Source organism: Rhizobacter sp. P1_G5 (assembly GCF_056405435.1).
This window is the reverse complement of the sequence record NZ_JBFUCB010000109.1, coordinates 1-13,219: the sequence shown is the minus strand read 5'-3', so window position 1 is coordinate 13,219 and position 13,219 is coordinate 1. Positions and strand designations below refer to the sequence as shown.

General features: G+C 68.9%; 18 protein-coding genes and 1 pseudogene. 10 read left to right on the top strand and 9 right to left on the bottom strand.

Annotated features, from left to right (window positions below; all coding sequences use genetic code 11):
• Window positions 1-273: hypothetical protein (locus AC1D12_RS10625; protein WP_477840352.1), on the top strand; the 273-nt coding region annotated here is incomplete at its 5' end.
• 25 nt (window positions 274-298) lie between these two features.
• Here the strand turns inward: AC1D12_RS10625 and AC1D12_RS10620 are convergent.
• Genes AC1D12_RS10620 through AC1D12_RS10610 form a run of 3 tightly spaced genes read right to left on the bottom strand, consistent with a single transcriptional unit; the run spans window position 299 to window position 2,383 of the window.
• Window positions 299-1,075 carry an Imm1 family immunity protein gene (locus AC1D12_RS10620; RefSeq protein WP_477840350.1) on the bottom strand — a complete coding sequence of 259 codons (777 nt, stop codon included), beginning with the start codon at window positions 1,073-1,075 and terminating at the stop codon, window positions 299-301.
• 40 nt (window positions 1,076-1,115) lie between these two features.
• Window positions 1,116-1,586: a group II truncated hemoglobin gene (locus tag AC1D12_RS10615; protein WP_477840348.1), complete on the bottom strand. Its 471-nt coding sequence runs from the start codon at window positions 1,584-1,586 to the stop codon at window positions 1,116-1,118.
• Window positions 1,587-1,588: 2 nt separating this feature from the next.
• Complete coding sequence (locus AC1D12_RS10610; protein WP_477840347.1) at window positions 1,589-2,383, bottom strand: DUF6597 domain-containing transcriptional factor; 795 nt, start codon at window positions 2,381-2,383, stop codon at window positions 1,589-1,591.
• A 187-nt stretch (window positions 2,384-2,570) separates the two neighbouring features.
• On the opposite strand from AC1D12_RS10610, the gene AC1D12_RS10605 reads away from it, so the two are divergent.
• Complete coding sequence (locus tag AC1D12_RS10605) at window positions 2,571-2,978, top strand: DUF3224 domain-containing protein (protein WP_047507499.1); 408 nt, start codon at window positions 2,571-2,573, stop codon at window positions 2,976-2,978.
• Between the two features lie 76 nt (window positions 2,979-3,054).
• The gene (locus AC1D12_RS10600) at window positions 3,055-3,324 is read left to right on the top strand and encodes a hypothetical protein (protein ID WP_477840346.1); all 270 of its coding nucleotides are present in this window, start codon (window positions 3,055-3,057) and stop codon (window positions 3,322-3,324) included.
• Here AC1D12_RS10600 and AC1D12_RS10595 read toward each other — a convergent pair.
• Window positions 3,315-3,869, bottom strand: coding sequence for a PEP-CTERM sorting domain-containing protein (locus AC1D12_RS10595; protein ID WP_477840344.1), 555 nt, complete (start codon window positions 3,867-3,869; stop codon window positions 3,315-3,317). The genes AC1D12_RS10600 and AC1D12_RS10595 overlap by 10 nt on opposite strands.
• Window positions 3,870-3,939: 70 nt before the next feature.
• Here AC1D12_RS10595 and AC1D12_RS10590 point away from each other — a divergent pair, with 70 nt between their 5' ends.
• The 5 genes from AC1D12_RS10590 to AC1D12_RS10570 all read left to right on the top strand — a co-directional run bounded on the left by AC1D12_RS10590 (window position 3,940) and on the right by AC1D12_RS10570 (window position 8,083).
• On the top strand, window positions 3,940-4,380 hold the full coding sequence (locus AC1D12_RS10590) for a DUF2784 domain-containing protein (protein ID WP_477826577.1): 441 nt from the start codon (window positions 3,940-3,942) through the stop codon (window positions 4,378-4,380).
• Entirely contained in the window at window positions 4,377-5,114 is a 738-nt protein-coding gene (gene msrA, locus AC1D12_RS10585) for a peptide-methionine (S)-S-oxide reductase MsrA (protein ID WP_465114203.1), read from the top strand. Before AC1D12_RS10590 ends, msrA begins: the two co-directional genes overlap by 4 nt.
• Window positions 5,115-5,323: 209 nt before the next feature.
• Window positions 5,324-5,917, top strand: coding sequence for a Spy/CpxP family protein refolding chaperone (locus tag AC1D12_RS10580; RefSeq protein WP_477840342.1), 594 nt, complete (start codon window positions 5,324-5,326; stop codon window positions 5,915-5,917).
• Window positions 5,918-6,028: 111 nt separating this feature from the next.
• Window positions 6,029-6,742 (top strand): response regulator, encoded by a 714-nt coding sequence (locus AC1D12_RS10575; protein WP_465114202.1) that lies wholly within the window; start codon window positions 6,029-6,031, stop codon window positions 6,740-6,742.
• A 24-nt stretch (window positions 6,743-6,766) separates the two neighbouring features.
• Window positions 6,767-8,083 carry a sensor histidine kinase gene (locus tag AC1D12_RS10570; protein WP_047507508.1) on the top strand — a complete coding sequence of 439 codons (1,317 nt, stop codon included), beginning with the start codon at window positions 6,767-6,769 and terminating at the stop codon, window positions 8,081-8,083.
• 18 nt (window positions 8,084-8,101) lie between these two features.
• Here the strand turns inward: AC1D12_RS10570 and AC1D12_RS10565 are convergent, their stop codons facing one another.
• The 3 genes from AC1D12_RS10565 to AC1D12_RS10555 are packed head-to-tail and all read right to left on the bottom strand — an operon-like array spanning window position 8,102 to window position 11,268.
• Complete coding sequence (locus AC1D12_RS10565) at window positions 8,102-9,481, bottom strand: MATE family efflux transporter (protein WP_477840339.1); 1,380 nt, start codon at window positions 9,479-9,481, stop codon at window positions 8,102-8,104.
• The gene (locus AC1D12_RS10560; RefSeq protein ID WP_047507512.1) at window positions 9,478-9,909 is read right to left on the bottom strand and encodes a DUF3717 domain-containing protein; all 432 of its coding nucleotides are present in this window, start codon (window positions 9,907-9,909) and stop codon (window positions 9,478-9,480) included. The genes AC1D12_RS10565 and AC1D12_RS10560 overlap by 4 nt, the downstream gene beginning before the upstream one ends.
• 57 nt (window positions 9,910-9,966) lie before the next feature.
• The gene (locus AC1D12_RS10555) at window positions 9,967-11,268 is read right to left on the bottom strand and encodes a tryptophan--tRNA ligase (RefSeq protein ID WP_477825872.1); all 1,302 of its coding nucleotides are present in this window, start codon (window positions 11,266-11,268) and stop codon (window positions 9,967-9,969) included.
• 39 nt (window positions 11,269-11,307) lie between these two features.
• Between AC1D12_RS10555 and purN the strand changes: the two genes are divergently transcribed.
• On the top strand, window positions 11,308-11,931 hold the full coding sequence (purN, locus tag AC1D12_RS10550; RefSeq protein ID WP_477825871.1) for a phosphoribosylglycinamide formyltransferase: 624 nt from the start codon (window positions 11,308-11,310) through the stop codon (window positions 11,929-11,931).
• An 8-nt stretch (window positions 11,932-11,939) separates the two neighbouring features.
• Here the strand turns inward: purN and AC1D12_RS10545 are convergent, their stop codons facing one another.
• Both AC1D12_RS10545 and AC1D12_RS10540 read right to left on the bottom strand, forming a co-directional pair.
• A complete protein-coding gene (locus tag AC1D12_RS10545; RefSeq protein ID WP_477825870.1) occupies window positions 11,940-12,599 on the bottom strand; it encodes a DUF1345 domain-containing protein in 660 nt (219 codons plus the stop codon).
• Window positions 12,596-12,838 carry a DUF1653 domain-containing protein gene (locus AC1D12_RS10540; protein ID WP_477825869.1) on the bottom strand — a complete coding sequence of 81 codons (243 nt, stop codon included), beginning with the start codon at window positions 12,836-12,838 and terminating at the stop codon, window positions 12,596-12,598. Before AC1D12_RS10540 ends, AC1D12_RS10545 begins: the two co-directional genes overlap by 4 nt.
• Before the next feature lie 21 nt (window positions 12,839-12,859).
• On the opposite strand from AC1D12_RS10540, the pseudogene AC1D12_RS10535 reads away from it, so the two are divergent.
• Window positions 12,860-13,219, top strand: a pseudogene (locus AC1D12_RS10535) (SAM-dependent methyltransferase); the annotation flags it as partial.

Below are 13,219 nucleotides of genomic sequence, written 5' to 3'. Positions count from 1 at the left end.
AAACTAGGGAACCGATGGTTCATCCGGGCATGCTTCGATTTCGTCCGGGTACATGGCTTCAAGCCAAATGGTCGTGCCTGTGGCTGGATCGGAGCATTCCACTTCATAGGCGAGCGCCGGCTTCTCGTACACATCGAGGACAGCTCCGGTGTCGCCCACGCGCGGATGGCGGCTGTAAAAGACCTTCCGGCCGGTGAAGCGATCACCGCGGATCGCGACTACGCGGACAACCATGTATGGCCGCAAGGTTTTGGGCATGAGCAGGCGATTTGAGATGGGCGGATGCACGTCGTCCGATTCAATTGGGTGACCAATGGATCCAGGCGGGGCGGGCGCCGTCGTTGACGTAGAAGTACGCGATGGCTTTGTAGCCTTGTTCGACGTCGATGGACCACGAGCGCGGATGCTCGTCGATCTGGCCATTGCTTAACCGATACTGAACCTCGCCTGGCGCGTCGCCATTCCCGATCGACGTGAATCCGCTGTCTCCTGCCTCCCTGGCATACATCAGGAACGCATCTGCGCCGTTGCGCAACATGCACAGCGAAGGTCCGCCCTTGACGGTGATCCAGAGCTCGAATTCCTTCTGCACATCAAGCTCATGGAGCCAACACCCCAAGTGCTCGACCGACTCAATGCCGACGGCCTGCCCATTCACCGACACCTCGAAGATGGCTGCGTCGCCTCCTTCGATCGGCTCGTCGAGCCGCGGCACTTCTTCTCGCTCAGAGATCACACACTCGGCGCTCCACCATCGATCGTGCCCGTTGAACAAGGAACCCGAGACACGCTCGATGTGCTGGACAAGCGCACGCGCCTCGTCCCAATCGGCGCACACCAGCCCGTACAACGTGAAGTGGATCTCCGAAGGCGGCCACTCCCAGGCGGCTTCGCCCCAGACCTGGGTCGATTGCCCTTCGAACAGCTCTCGGAATGCAATGAGCCAAGGCTTCGGCCAGGGAAATGGCTCGTCCTTTTGCGGCAAGCGTTCGACCTTGACATCGCATCCGAAGTAGCCGCAGGCCACGTCGCTTCCGATGAAGATCGGCAGATCAATGTGAACGAAGGAAGTCACTGCGGTTCTCGCACTTGCCCTGACGGGTCGTGTGTGCCGCTCATCCACCCGCATACGGCCCCTTGACCTCGCCCCACCCCCACTTCGGCATCGGCGCATCAGGATCGACGCTCGCCCCCGGTTGCGAGTTGATGACTGCAAGGCGCGATCCCCACTCCAGGTAGCCCACGAGTGCCGAGCGGAACTCGGGATCATCGGGCATGCCGAGTTCGTCGGCGCTCGACAGCAGCAACTCCACCCAGCGCCGGCGCTTGTCCTGCGTCAGGTGCCGGTTCAGGTGCTGGCGAATCATGTGCGGGTGGCCGCCGTGGGCCGCCGAATAGGTCGCCGGGCCGCCCAGCACCTCCGCGAGGAAGGCGGCCACGTGCGCAGGGTGCTCCGCGCCCATGTGCGCAAACACCGGCGCGAGCAAGTCGTCCTGTGCGACGCGCTCATAGAAGCGCGTGGTCAGCCGGTTCAGCGCATCGATGCCGCCGAGCCACTGGTACAGCGTGGGAGTCGATGCCGTCATCTTCAGGATTCCTGTTGAGTGGGTATGCGTTGGACCTTGACCGCCGTCGCATAGTCAGCCGGCGTGCGCCCGACGAGCTTGCGGAAGTCCGCGATGAAATGCGCCTGGTCGAAGTAGCCGAGGTCCTGTGCCAGTGCAGCCCACGAGACGGGCTCGCCGGCCTGCACGCGAGCGACGGCCTCGTGTAGCCGGTAGCGCTGGATCACCCATTTGGGGCCGACACCCACGTACTCGGCGAACAACCGCTGCAGCGCGCGCAACGTCAAGCCGTGGCGTTCGGCGAGGTCGGCGGCCGCGACGAGCTCGCGGTCGTCGACGATCGAATCGACGATGCGTGCCGCCAGCAGCGCCTGCGGGTCGGGCATGGGCACGCGGGGCGCGAGGAAGCGCTCGGCGGTTTCCATGGCGTCGGCCATGTCCTCGTGCCCGAGCACGTCGGCCAGCACGCGCGCAGCGTCGCCGAACAGCTCCGCCAGCGGCAGGTGGCGGTCGGCCAGCTCGGACACCGGCCGCTGCAGGACGCCGCGGAAAGCGCCGGGGCGGAACTTGATGCCGAAGGCCTGCGAGTCGCCCTCCAGCAAGGTCGTCCAGCGGCCGGTGTGAACGCCGTGGGCGGCCATGCGGCCGGGCTCGATGACGATGTGCACGTTCGGGTGCGGCAGCGTCTCCTGCACCTGGGGCGGCTGGCCGGCAAGGCGCCAGCGCACGTGCCAGAAGTGCTCGATGGTGTCCGCAAGCCCAGGAGTCGGCGCGGCCCGCTCGTGCGTGAAGGCGCCGTCGGCGACACGGTGCAGCACGCCGCGCGCCTGCTGCGCGACCGGGCGTCGCGTTTTTCCAATCGTCAGCGCGGGAGTGGGCATTCCAATGCGGGCATTGCCAAGTCCGGACGATGATGCCATGTCCCTCCACCGCGCCTCCGCACCCTTCGTTGCGCTCGCCCTGGCGGCCTGCGCGGCGGTGTCTTCCCCTCGACAGGAGATCCCCATGAGTTCACGCCACCATGCCACCGGCCCGTTCGACGTCAAGCTCGCGCTGCAGCCGCTCAGCGACGTGGCCGCACCCGCAGGCCTCGGCCGCATGTCGATCGACAAACGCTTCCACGGCGAGCTGGAGGCCACGAGCCAGGGCGAGATGCTCTCGTGGCGCGATGCCGCGATGACCTCGGGCGGCTACGTCGCGTTGGAACTCGTGCGCGGCACGCTCGCCGGCCGCGAGGGCAGCTTCGTGCTGCAGCACAGCTCGACGATGGCCGCCGGCGTGCCGCAGCAGTCGATCACCGTCGTGCCGGGCTCGGGCACCGGCGCGCTGGCCGGGCTCTCGGGGCGCATGGAGGTCGTCATCGGCGAGGGCGGTGCGCACTCGTATCGGTTCGACTGGGGCTTGCCGGATTGAGCCACTTCCGCAGTTTCGGAGAAGCGCCGGCTCACCGTGAACGATACAAATGCGGGTCTCAAACCAAGGAGATCACATGTGCCACGGTATCGAACTCACGAGTCGCCACGCAGAACTCGCCCCCAGGTGGAGCCACTGGATCCGCCAGTCCCACCGCTGGCTGTCGATGGCCTTCACGCTGACGGTCGTCGCCAACTTCATCGTGCGAGCCCGCGGCGAGCCCCCCGCGTGGCTCACCTACTCGCCGCTGCTCCCGCTCTTCCTGCTGCTGTTCAGCGGGCTCTACATGTTCGCGTTGCCGTATGCGAGGCGCTGGCGCAGCACCGGCGCCCTGCGTCAGACCTGAGCTTCGGCCGACCGACGCCGCCGCGCCTGCAACACGACACCCACCAGCCCCAAACCCAACAGCATCGCCGCGGCGGGCTCGGGCACCGAAGAGGCAAGCGTCATCGTTCCACGCCACTCGGTGTTGCCGTACAGGTACCCGCGAACGTCGTAGTCGCCGATCAGCGAGTGATTGCCCAGCGTGCCGAAGAAGTACGCCGTCGGGCGCGTCAGGTCGAGGCTGGGGTGCGTCACCTGCATCGCCACCGCGTTGCCGACCACCGACAGGGAGGTCACGTTGCCAACGACGGCACCTTCGACGAACACATGCCCGTAGAGGCCCGCCTGGGCATCGAACGAATCCAGGTCGATGGTCACCGGGCGGGTGAACAGCGGGCCGCTGGGGACGGGATTGTTCGGCCCGCCGTACACCGCGCCGAAGAGCCAACTCCCCGTCCAGGTGCCGAACAGATCGGATATTTCCGCGGCCATGGCGCCGAACGAGCTCACGGACAAGGCCGTCCCGAGGGTGGCTGCGGCCACCAGCTTTCCAAATCGATTCGACATGGCAATCCTCCCTGCAATTGTTGGTGCTTCAATGCCAAGCACGAATTGCACCACTCAGAATGACAGCCCCATGCCGTATCAATTGCTTGCCAACGCCGTGCTCCTGCTGCACATCGCCATCGTGCTGTTCGTCGTCGGCGGCCTGGTGCTGATCGTCGTCGGCAACCTGCGCGGCTGGCGCACGGTGAACTCGCTCTGGTTCAGGTTGGTGCACGTCGGCACCATCGGCATCGTCGTCGCCGAATCATGGTGGGGCATCGAGTGCCCGTTGACCACGCTCGAGATGTGGCTGCGTGCCCAGGCCAAGGTCTCGACCTATTCGGGCGGCTTCATCGAGCACTGGCTGCAGTCCGTCCTGTTCTGGGATGCGCCGCCATGGGTGTTCACCGTGGCGTACTCTGTGTTCGGGCTCGCCGTCGCTGCTGTCTGGTGGCGTTTCCCGCCGAAGCGTAAGGTTCGCCCGGCGGGGCACGACCCAGCCCGACACGACCCTCCAGGAGCGTTTCGATGACCACCCCCTCTCGCCCACCCCGCCGCCGCTTGCTCACCATTGCCGCCTTGCTCGTCGGCACCGGGGCGGTGATGACCCTCTCCGCGATGGCCGGTGGCATGGGCGGTGAAGCCCGGCTCGTGCCGCCGTTCACGCCCACCGCCACCGCGGCCGCTGCCACCGCCCCCACCGAAACCGCCGTCCTCGCCGGCGGCTGTTTCTGGGGCGTGCAGGCCGTCTTCCAGCACGTCAAGGGCGTCACCAACGCCGTCTCCGGCTACGCGGGCGGCGAGGCGTCCTCCGCCGTCTACGAATCGGTCGGCAGCGGCTCCACCGGCCATGCCGAGGCGGTGCAGGTCACCTACGACCCGAAGCAGGTCAGCTACGCCCAGCTGCTGCAGATCTACTTCTCGGTGGCGCACGACCCCACGCAGCTCAACCGCCAGGGGCCGGACTCCGGCACGCAGTACCGCTCGGCGATCTTCCCCGCCAACGATGACCAGGCCCGCACCGCGCGCGCCTATGTCGAACAGCTCGACAAGGCCCACACCTTCAAGTCACCGATCGCGACCCGCATCGAACCCGGTCGCCGTTTCTTCCCGGCCGAGGCCTACCACCAGGATTACCTCGCCCGCAACCCGCGGCAGCCGTACATCGTCTTCAACGACCTGCCCAAGCTCGACGACCTGAAGCGTCTGTTCCCGCAGGCCTGGCGCGCCGAGCCGGTGCTGGTGGCGGGCAAGGCCGCCGGCTGAGGCACGCCAGGGCAAAAAAAAGCCAGCGGCCTTGGAGGGGACCGCTGGCGGGATCAAGTTGGCAGTGGCAACTGCTGCACGATCATACTGTATAAAAAAACAGCCCCAACCATTCACAGATCTTTACCCCCCAGCCAATCCCGCTTCACCCCCGCCCGCGACCATTCACTCCATCGACCCACCTCCCGCGGGTCTTGTTGGAGAAGACGATGAGCGACGTGAGCACTTTCGACGCGCTGCCCCAGGACAAGCCGCGCGGCATCAAACGCCTGCTGGGCGGCATGCTGCTGGCGGTGGCCGGCACGCTGGCCCTCTCGGCCTGGGCCGAGAACGCACCTCCCGGCCCCGGCTTCAGCCACGGTCCTCGCATGCCCCACGCCGGCATGGGCGGCCCGGGCATGTTCATGGGCCGGCCCGAGCAACTCAACCGCATGGTCGACCACATGCTCGACGGCGTCGGCGCCAGCGAGGCGCAGCGCACCCAGATCAAGCAGATCGTGCAGGCCGCGGCCGCCGACCTGAAGACCCAGCACGAATCGGCCAAGGGCCTGCACGAGAAGGGCCTGCAGCTGCTGGCCGCCCCGACCATCGACACCGCCGCCGTCGAATCGCTGCGCCAGCAGACCGAGGCCCAGCACGACCAGGCCAGCCGCCGCATCACGCAAGGCCTGATCGACGTCGCCAAGGTGCTGACGCCCGAGCAGCGCACCAAGCTGGCCCAGCGCATGAAGATGCGCGAAGACCAGATGCGCGATCGCATGCAGCGCATGCAGCGCGACAAGCCCGCCCCGGCCCCGAAGTAACCCACCGGGACCCATCACGGAGCGCAAGTTGTGATCTCATTGCGACCTGCCACTTCCAGTGGCCCGCGGCTCGATGCCGCGGGCCCTTCGGCCTTGGAGGCTGACCGACCCATGACATCCCGCGTGCTGTTGATCGATGACGATGCCCGCCTCTCCGCGATGGTGGGCGACTACCTGCGCGGCTCGGGCTTCGAGGTGGAAACCGCCGGCTCGCTGGCCGCCGGCCGCGAGCGCCTGGCCGGTGCCGGCTACGACGCGCTGGTGCTCGACCTGATGCTGCCCGACGGCGACGGGCTCGACCTGTGCCGCGAGCTGCGCGCCAATCCGCGCACCCGCCAGTTGCCGCTGCTGATGCTGACCGCGCGCGGCGAGCCGATGGACCGCATCGTCGGCCTCGAACTCGGTGCCGACGACTACCTGCCCAAACCCTTCGAGCCGCGCGAACTGCTCGCGCGCGTGAAGGCGCTGCTGCGCCGCGCGACGCCGCCCGCGGCGCCCGACGAGGTGCTGCGTTTCGGCCGCCTCGAGATCGATCTCGGCGAGCGCGTCGCCCGCCTGAACGGCGTGGCCTGCGACCTCACCAGCCACCAGTTCGACCTGCTGGTCGTGCTGGCGCAAAGCTCCGGCCGCGTGCTGTCGCGCGACCAGATCATGGACCTGCTGAAAGGCCATCCGCTCGAAGCCTTCGACCGCTCGATCGACGTGCACATCTCGCGCATCCGCGCGGTGATCGAGGACGACCCGAAGAACCCGCGCCGCGTGCTGACGGTGCGCGGTGCCGGCTACGTGTTCGCGAAGAAGCAGGACGCGGAGGGTGCCGACTGATGATCACCGGGCGTTGAGACCGCGATGCGCACGCTGACGCTGCGGATCTACCTCACCGTCGTGGCGGTGCTGCTGCTGTTCGCCTCCGGATCGGCCTGGCTGTTCCAGCGCCACATGGAAGACGAGCGCATGCGCGCCGACAACGTGCTGTCCGAGCGCATGGCCGCCTGGGGCGACCTGATCCAGCGCTCGCTGCCCGGCGCCGAGTCGCCGCACGAGGACCAGGCCCAGGCGCTGCGCGATTGGTCGCAGCGGCTGCGGCTGCCGCTCGCGCTCGACGACCCGAGCGGCGATCGCATCTCGGCCTCCGATTCGTTCGTGCTGCGCCAGGGCGAAGGCCAGACGCGCAGCTTCCAGATCCACCTCGAAGACGGCCGCACGCTGTGGGTGCTGCGGCCGGGCCTGCGGCGCCCGCCGCCCGATGGCCGCCCCGAGTTCGGGCCGATGCCGCCCAACCTGCCGTTCGTTCCGCCCAGCTGGCAGCGCGGCGTCGGCACGATCGTCGTGCTGGTGCTGCTGTTCGTCGCGGTGGCCGCCGGTGCGTGGCCGGTGGTGCGGCGGCTCACGCGGCGGCTGCAGGCGCTCAAGCGCGGCGTCGAGCAGTTCGGCGCGGGTGAGCTGCACCACCGCGTGGAAGTCTCCGGCCGCGACGAGGTGGCGGCGGTGGCGGCCAGCTTCAACCTCGCGGCCGAGCGCGTCGAGGCGCTGGTGCGCTCGCATCAATCGCTGCTCGCGAATGCCAGCCACGAGTTGCGCTCGCCGCTTGCGCGCTTGCGCATGGCGGTGTCGATGATGGAAGACGCGACGCCCGAGCAGCGCCAGCGCCTGCGTCGCGAGATCGACACCAACGTCGGCGAGCTCGATGCGCTGGTCGAAGAGGTGCTGCTCGCGAGCCGCCTCGACGCGCTGCAGCGTGTCGACCGCGATGAGCCGGTGGAGCTGCTGGCGCTGGCCGCCGAAGAAGGCTCGCGCGTCGGCGCCGATGCCGACGGCAGCACGGCCACCGTGCAGGGCGACGAGCGGCTGATCCGCCGCGCGCTGCGCAACCTGCTCGAGAACGCCCGCCGCTACGGCGGTGGCGACATCACGATCGAGGTGCGCAACGGCGCCGGCCGCGCGTTGGTGCAGGTCTGCGACCGCGGCCCGGGCGTGCCCGAGACGCTGCGCGAGCGGATCTTCGAGCCGTTCTACCGGCTGCCCGGCCATGCCGAGCAGGCGGGCGGGGTGGGGCTGGGGTTGAGCCTGGTCAAGCAGATCGCCGAACGGCATGGCGGCAGCGTGCGCTGCGAGTCGCGTGACGGCGGCGGAAGCTGCTTCGAGCTGAGCCTGCCGCTGGCCTGACCGATCAGGCCGCTGTTCTCAAGCGACCGTCTTCTGGCGCCACAGCCAGACGAGGAAACCGCTCAGGCCCGCCGCGGCCGCCACCAGCCCGGCGGTGCACGCCGACCAGAAGCCCAGCGCGCCATGCAGCGCGGCCGGCGTGTGGCCGGTGGTGTCGAACGCCACCGCATAGCCGCCGCCGAGCCCGATGCCCCAGATCGCGAACGCGTAGATCAGCATCGGCACCGTCGCGAGCCGGTAGGCGCGCAGCACGAACGATGCGATGGTCTGCACCGAATCGGCGATGTGGAACACCGCGACCCAGGCCAGCAGCGGCATCGCGGCGGCAATGATGGTCGCGTTGCTCGTGTAGGCGCCGAGCACGGCCTCGCGCGAGAGGTACACCGCCGCGCCCAGCACGGCCGACAGTGACACGCCGATCAGCAGGCCGTGCCAGCCGATGCGCCGTGCGTCGGCCGCGTCGTGCGCGCCGATGCTTTGCGCCACCAGCGTGCCGCTCGCGTTGGCCAGCGCCAGCGGCAGCATGAACATCAGCGAGACCAGGTTGGCCGCGAGCTGGTGCCCGGCCACCGCGGTGCTGCCGATGCGCGAGATGAAGAACGCCATGAAGGTGAAGCCGGTCACCTCGATCAGGATCGAGCCGCCCATCGGCACGCCCAGGCGCAGCAGCGCGACGATGCTGGCGCGGTCGGGTTTCGGGAACGGATGGCCGCGCAGGCCGAACGCGGCGTAGAAGCTGTCGCGCCGCAGCACCTGCCATGCGAGTGCGAGCTGCAGCCACATCACGAGGGCGGTCGCGACGCCGCAGCCCGCGGCGCCGAGCGCGGGAATCTGCAGCGGGCCGAGCGTCGTGCCGAAGATCAGCGCGGCGTTCAGCGGCAGCTTCAAGGCCAGCGCGCCCAGCTGCAGCAGCATCACGACCGTCGGCCGGGACACGGCCGTGTTGAAGCCGCGGAACGCGGTGAACACCAGCGCCGGGGGCAGCGCGAACGCGAGCGCGCCCAGGTAGCCGCGCACGCGCTCGGCCACCTCGGGCGAGGCCTGCGCGAGCGCGAGAAAGGGCTGCGGCATCAGCAGCAGCGCGCAGCCGGGCACCGACAGCAGCAGCGCGAGCCACACCGATTGCTGGAACTGGCGCCCTGCGCCCGGCAGGTCGCGCGCACCGAACAGCTGGCCGGCGATCGGCCCGATCGCGAGCACGACGCCCATCAGCCCGACGAAGATCGTGATGTAGGTGGCGCCGCCGATCGCGAGTGCCGCCAGGTCGAGCGCGGTGTGGCGAGCCACCATCACCGTGTCGGCGGTGCTGAAGGCGAGCACCGCGAGCTGGCCGATGAACACCGGCCAGGCCAGGCGCGCGATGCGGCGCGCGCTGTCGAGCAGACCGTGCCCCGTCACGCGGCCGGGCTTTCGCCGGAAGAGGTGGCTTGCGCGCGTTCGGCGTAGCGGTTGAAGCGCCAGGCGGTGCCTTCCATCGTGATGCGCCGCCAGGTGATGCGCTTCTCGGCCGGCGACATCTCGGTCCACAGCTGCACCTCGTCGAAGGTGCGGCCGCAGCCCTTGCAGATGTCGTCGCCCTGGCTCGTCGAGCAGATCGCGATGCACGGCGCATCGGGCGTGCTGGCATACCACTGCAGCCAGGCGTCGCGCGCCTTGGCGGGCATCGACGCCTCGTCGCACTCGCTCTCGTGGTAGTAGACGAGCAGCGCATACACCTCGGCCAGCGCCAGCACCTGCGGACAGGCGGTGATGCCGTCCGGCGAGGGGCTGCGATCACGCCACCAGTTGATGGCGGATTCGATGTCGGTGATGTGGATGGCGGCCATGCGGGAACCCTGCGGGGGGCAGAGCATAGCGCGGGGCGAAGACCCCCGCAGCGCGGGTTATTCCTGCGCTGCGGCCAGCGCGGCGAGCGCCTGCTCTACCACGCCGCGCTCGGCGCCCAGTTCGACCGGCGCACCGGCCAGCGCGGCTGCACCTTCGGTCTTCAGCCGCTTGACCCATGCCCCGGCCTCGCGGCCTTCGGTGAAGCTGCGGCTTTGCAGCAGCACGAGGTTGTCGGATGCGGTGAGCTTGAAATAGAACAGGCCGTCGGCTTCACGGTATTGCTTGAAGACGGGCAGTTTCGGCGCTTCGGCCGCGACCGTTGCCGTGCTGGCGCGCACGACGGCCTTCATCGAGCGCAGCCCCACCGCGCCGCGCAGCTCCTGCAGGAACGGCGTCGCGATCGCACGCGCCTTGCGGGCGCCGACCAGCAGTGCTTCTTCGATGCGCTCCGGGTGTGCCATCAGGTCGGCGTAGTGCGCGCGCATCGGCCCTACGTGGGCTTCGATGCGCTCGACCAGCCGCTGCTTGGCCTCGCCCCAGCCCAGGCCGTCGCGCAGTTCGGCGCGGAAGGCGCTGCGCTGCTCGGCGCTCGCGAAGGCGTCGTGGATCGTCACCAGGTGCGAGTTGTCGGGGTCCTTCGGCTCGCCGGGCAGCTTCGAGTCGGTGACGATCAGTGCGATCGCCTCCTTCAGCGCCTTCGGGCCGCCTTCGAACAGCGGGATCGCGTTGTCGTAGCTCTTCGACATCTTGCGGCCGTCGAGGCCGGGCAGCATCGCGACGGCTTCGTCGATCTGCGCCTGCGGCAGCACGAACAGCTCGCGCTGCTTGCCGAACAGGTGGTTGAAGCGCTGCGCGACATCGCGCGCCATCTCGATGTGCTGCACCTGGTCGCGCCCGACCGGCACGCGGTGGGCATTGAACAGCAGGATGTCGGCCGCCATCAGGATCGGGTAGCTGAACAGGCCCATCGTGATGCCGTCGTCGGCGTCCTTGCCCTGCGCCTCGTTGGCATCGGTCGCGGCCTTGTAGGCGTGGGCGCGGTTCATCTGGCCCTTGGCCGTCACGCAGGTGAGCAGCCAGGTGAGTTCGGGCGTCTCGGGGATGTCGCTCTGGCGGTAGAAGGTGACGCGCTCCGGGTCGAGCCCGGCCGCCAGCCAGGTGGCGGCGATCTCCAGGCGCGAGCGCTCGATGCGGTCAGGCTCGTCGCACTTGATCAGCGCGTGGTAATCCGCGAGGAAGAAGAAGCTCTCGACGCCGGGTTCGCGGCTGGCCGCGATGGCGGGGCGGATCGCGCCGACGTAGTTGCCGAGGTGGGGAGTGCCGGTCGTGGTGATGCCGGTGAGCACGCGTTGCGTCATGGTGGGGCGCATTGTAGGTGGGCACTACACTGCCGGCCGATGAAGCGCATCGTGATCCTGATCTCCGGCCGCGGCTCCAACATGGAGGCCATCGTGCAGGCCTGCGCCGCCGAAGGCTGGCCGGCGCGGGTCGCGGCGGTGATCAGCAACCGGCCCGACGCGGCGGGGCTTGCGTTCGCTCGCGAGCGCGGCATTGCCGCGGTGGCGGTGGATCACAAGCGCTTCGACGATCGCGAGGCCTTCGACGCGGAGCTGGCCGCGGTGATCGAGGGCTACGAGCCCGACGTGCTGGTGCTGGCCGGCTTCATGCGCATCCTGACCGACGGGTTCGTGCAGCGCTTCGCGGGCCGCATGGTCAACGTGCATCCATCGCTGCTGCCGGCGTTTCCGGGGCTGCACACGCACCGCCGGGCGATCGAATCGGGCTGCAAGCTGGCCGGCGCGACGGTGCATTTCGTGACGCCGGCGCTGGACCACGGGCCGATCATCGCGCAGGCCGCCGTGCCGGTGCTGCCGGGCGACACCGAGGCCAGCCTGTCGGCGCGCGTGCTGGCGCGCGAGCATGTGATGTACCCGCGCGCGGTGCGCTGGCTGGTGCAGGATCAGTTGCGGGTCGACGGCGATGTCGTCATGCACACGGCGGGCGAATCGCAGCTGCTCTAGAAGCAGGCTCAGATCAGGCTGGCAGCGATGTTGATCGCCAGTGCGAGGATCGCGGTGTTGAACGCGAACGACAGCAGCGCTTGCATCAGCACCGTGCGGCGCATCGCGCTGCGCGTGACCACGACGTCGGACGTCTGCGACGCGACCGCGATCGTGAACGAGAAGTACAGGAAATCCCAGTAGTGGCGCGGTGCTTTCGGGTCGCCGGGAAACACCAGCCCGCACTCGCCCGGCGCCGCATCGTCGGCGAAATAGGCACTGGCATAGCTCAGCGCGAACAGCGTGGGCAGCAGCAGCCACGCACCGATCACCGTGATGAGCGCAGCCGCGATGTGCGGCAAGGCCTGCAGGGGCGTGGCCGCCTTGGCGCTCGACAGCTCGACGCCGATCGCCGCGAGGCTCGCGACGGCTGCCGCGACGACGACCAACAGCACCACGCCGTGCCCCTCGGCCTGCGCGACCGCGGTGCGGCGCAGGTGATGGTGATCGGCACGCGACATGATCCAGAACGCCTGCGCGAGGTACAGCCACACGGCCACGTTCCAGCCGAGCAGCAGGTAGGGCGGCGAATGGCTGGGCAGCGGCGCCAGGGCGGCGACCAACGCGCCGGTGCCGACCGATATCACCAGGTGCGGCCGGGCGCGCAGCTGCTGGATCAGCGTTCTCATCGCGCGGGCAGCGGCTCGAAGCGTGGACGCACGACGCCGTCGATCTCGACCGTCCCGACGAACATCGCGAATGGCCGCACCCACCAGCCGGTGTCGTTGTACAGCGGGCGGTAGACCACCATCGGCTCCAGCGATTCGCTGTGGCGCGCGACGCCGATCACCTCGTACTCGCCGCCCTTGTAATGGCGGTAGAGGCCCTTCTCGAGGGACGGCAGCGGCGGCAGATCGGGTTCGGTCATGGGGGCAAGGATAATCGCGGGATGCATCCCAACGCCCTGCTCGAACTCGCCACTGAACTGTTGCACCGCGTGCTGCGATTCGACACCCCCGCCGACAGCGTCGTGTCGGCCTTCTTCAAGGAACACCGTGCGCTCGGTGCCCGCGAGCGCCACACGCTGGCCGAGACCACCTACACCGTGCTGCGCAAGCGGCTGCTGTTCCAGCACCTGGCCCAGTCGGGCAAGGGCGAGATGGAGCGCCGGCTGGCGCTGCTCGGCTGGCAGGGCAACGAAGGCTTCCTGCGCGCCGCGATGAACGACTTCGAGCAGCACTGGCTGCCCAAGGTGCAGGCGGTGGACGCCGCGGCGCTGCCCGACAAGCTGCGCCACAACCTGCCCGAA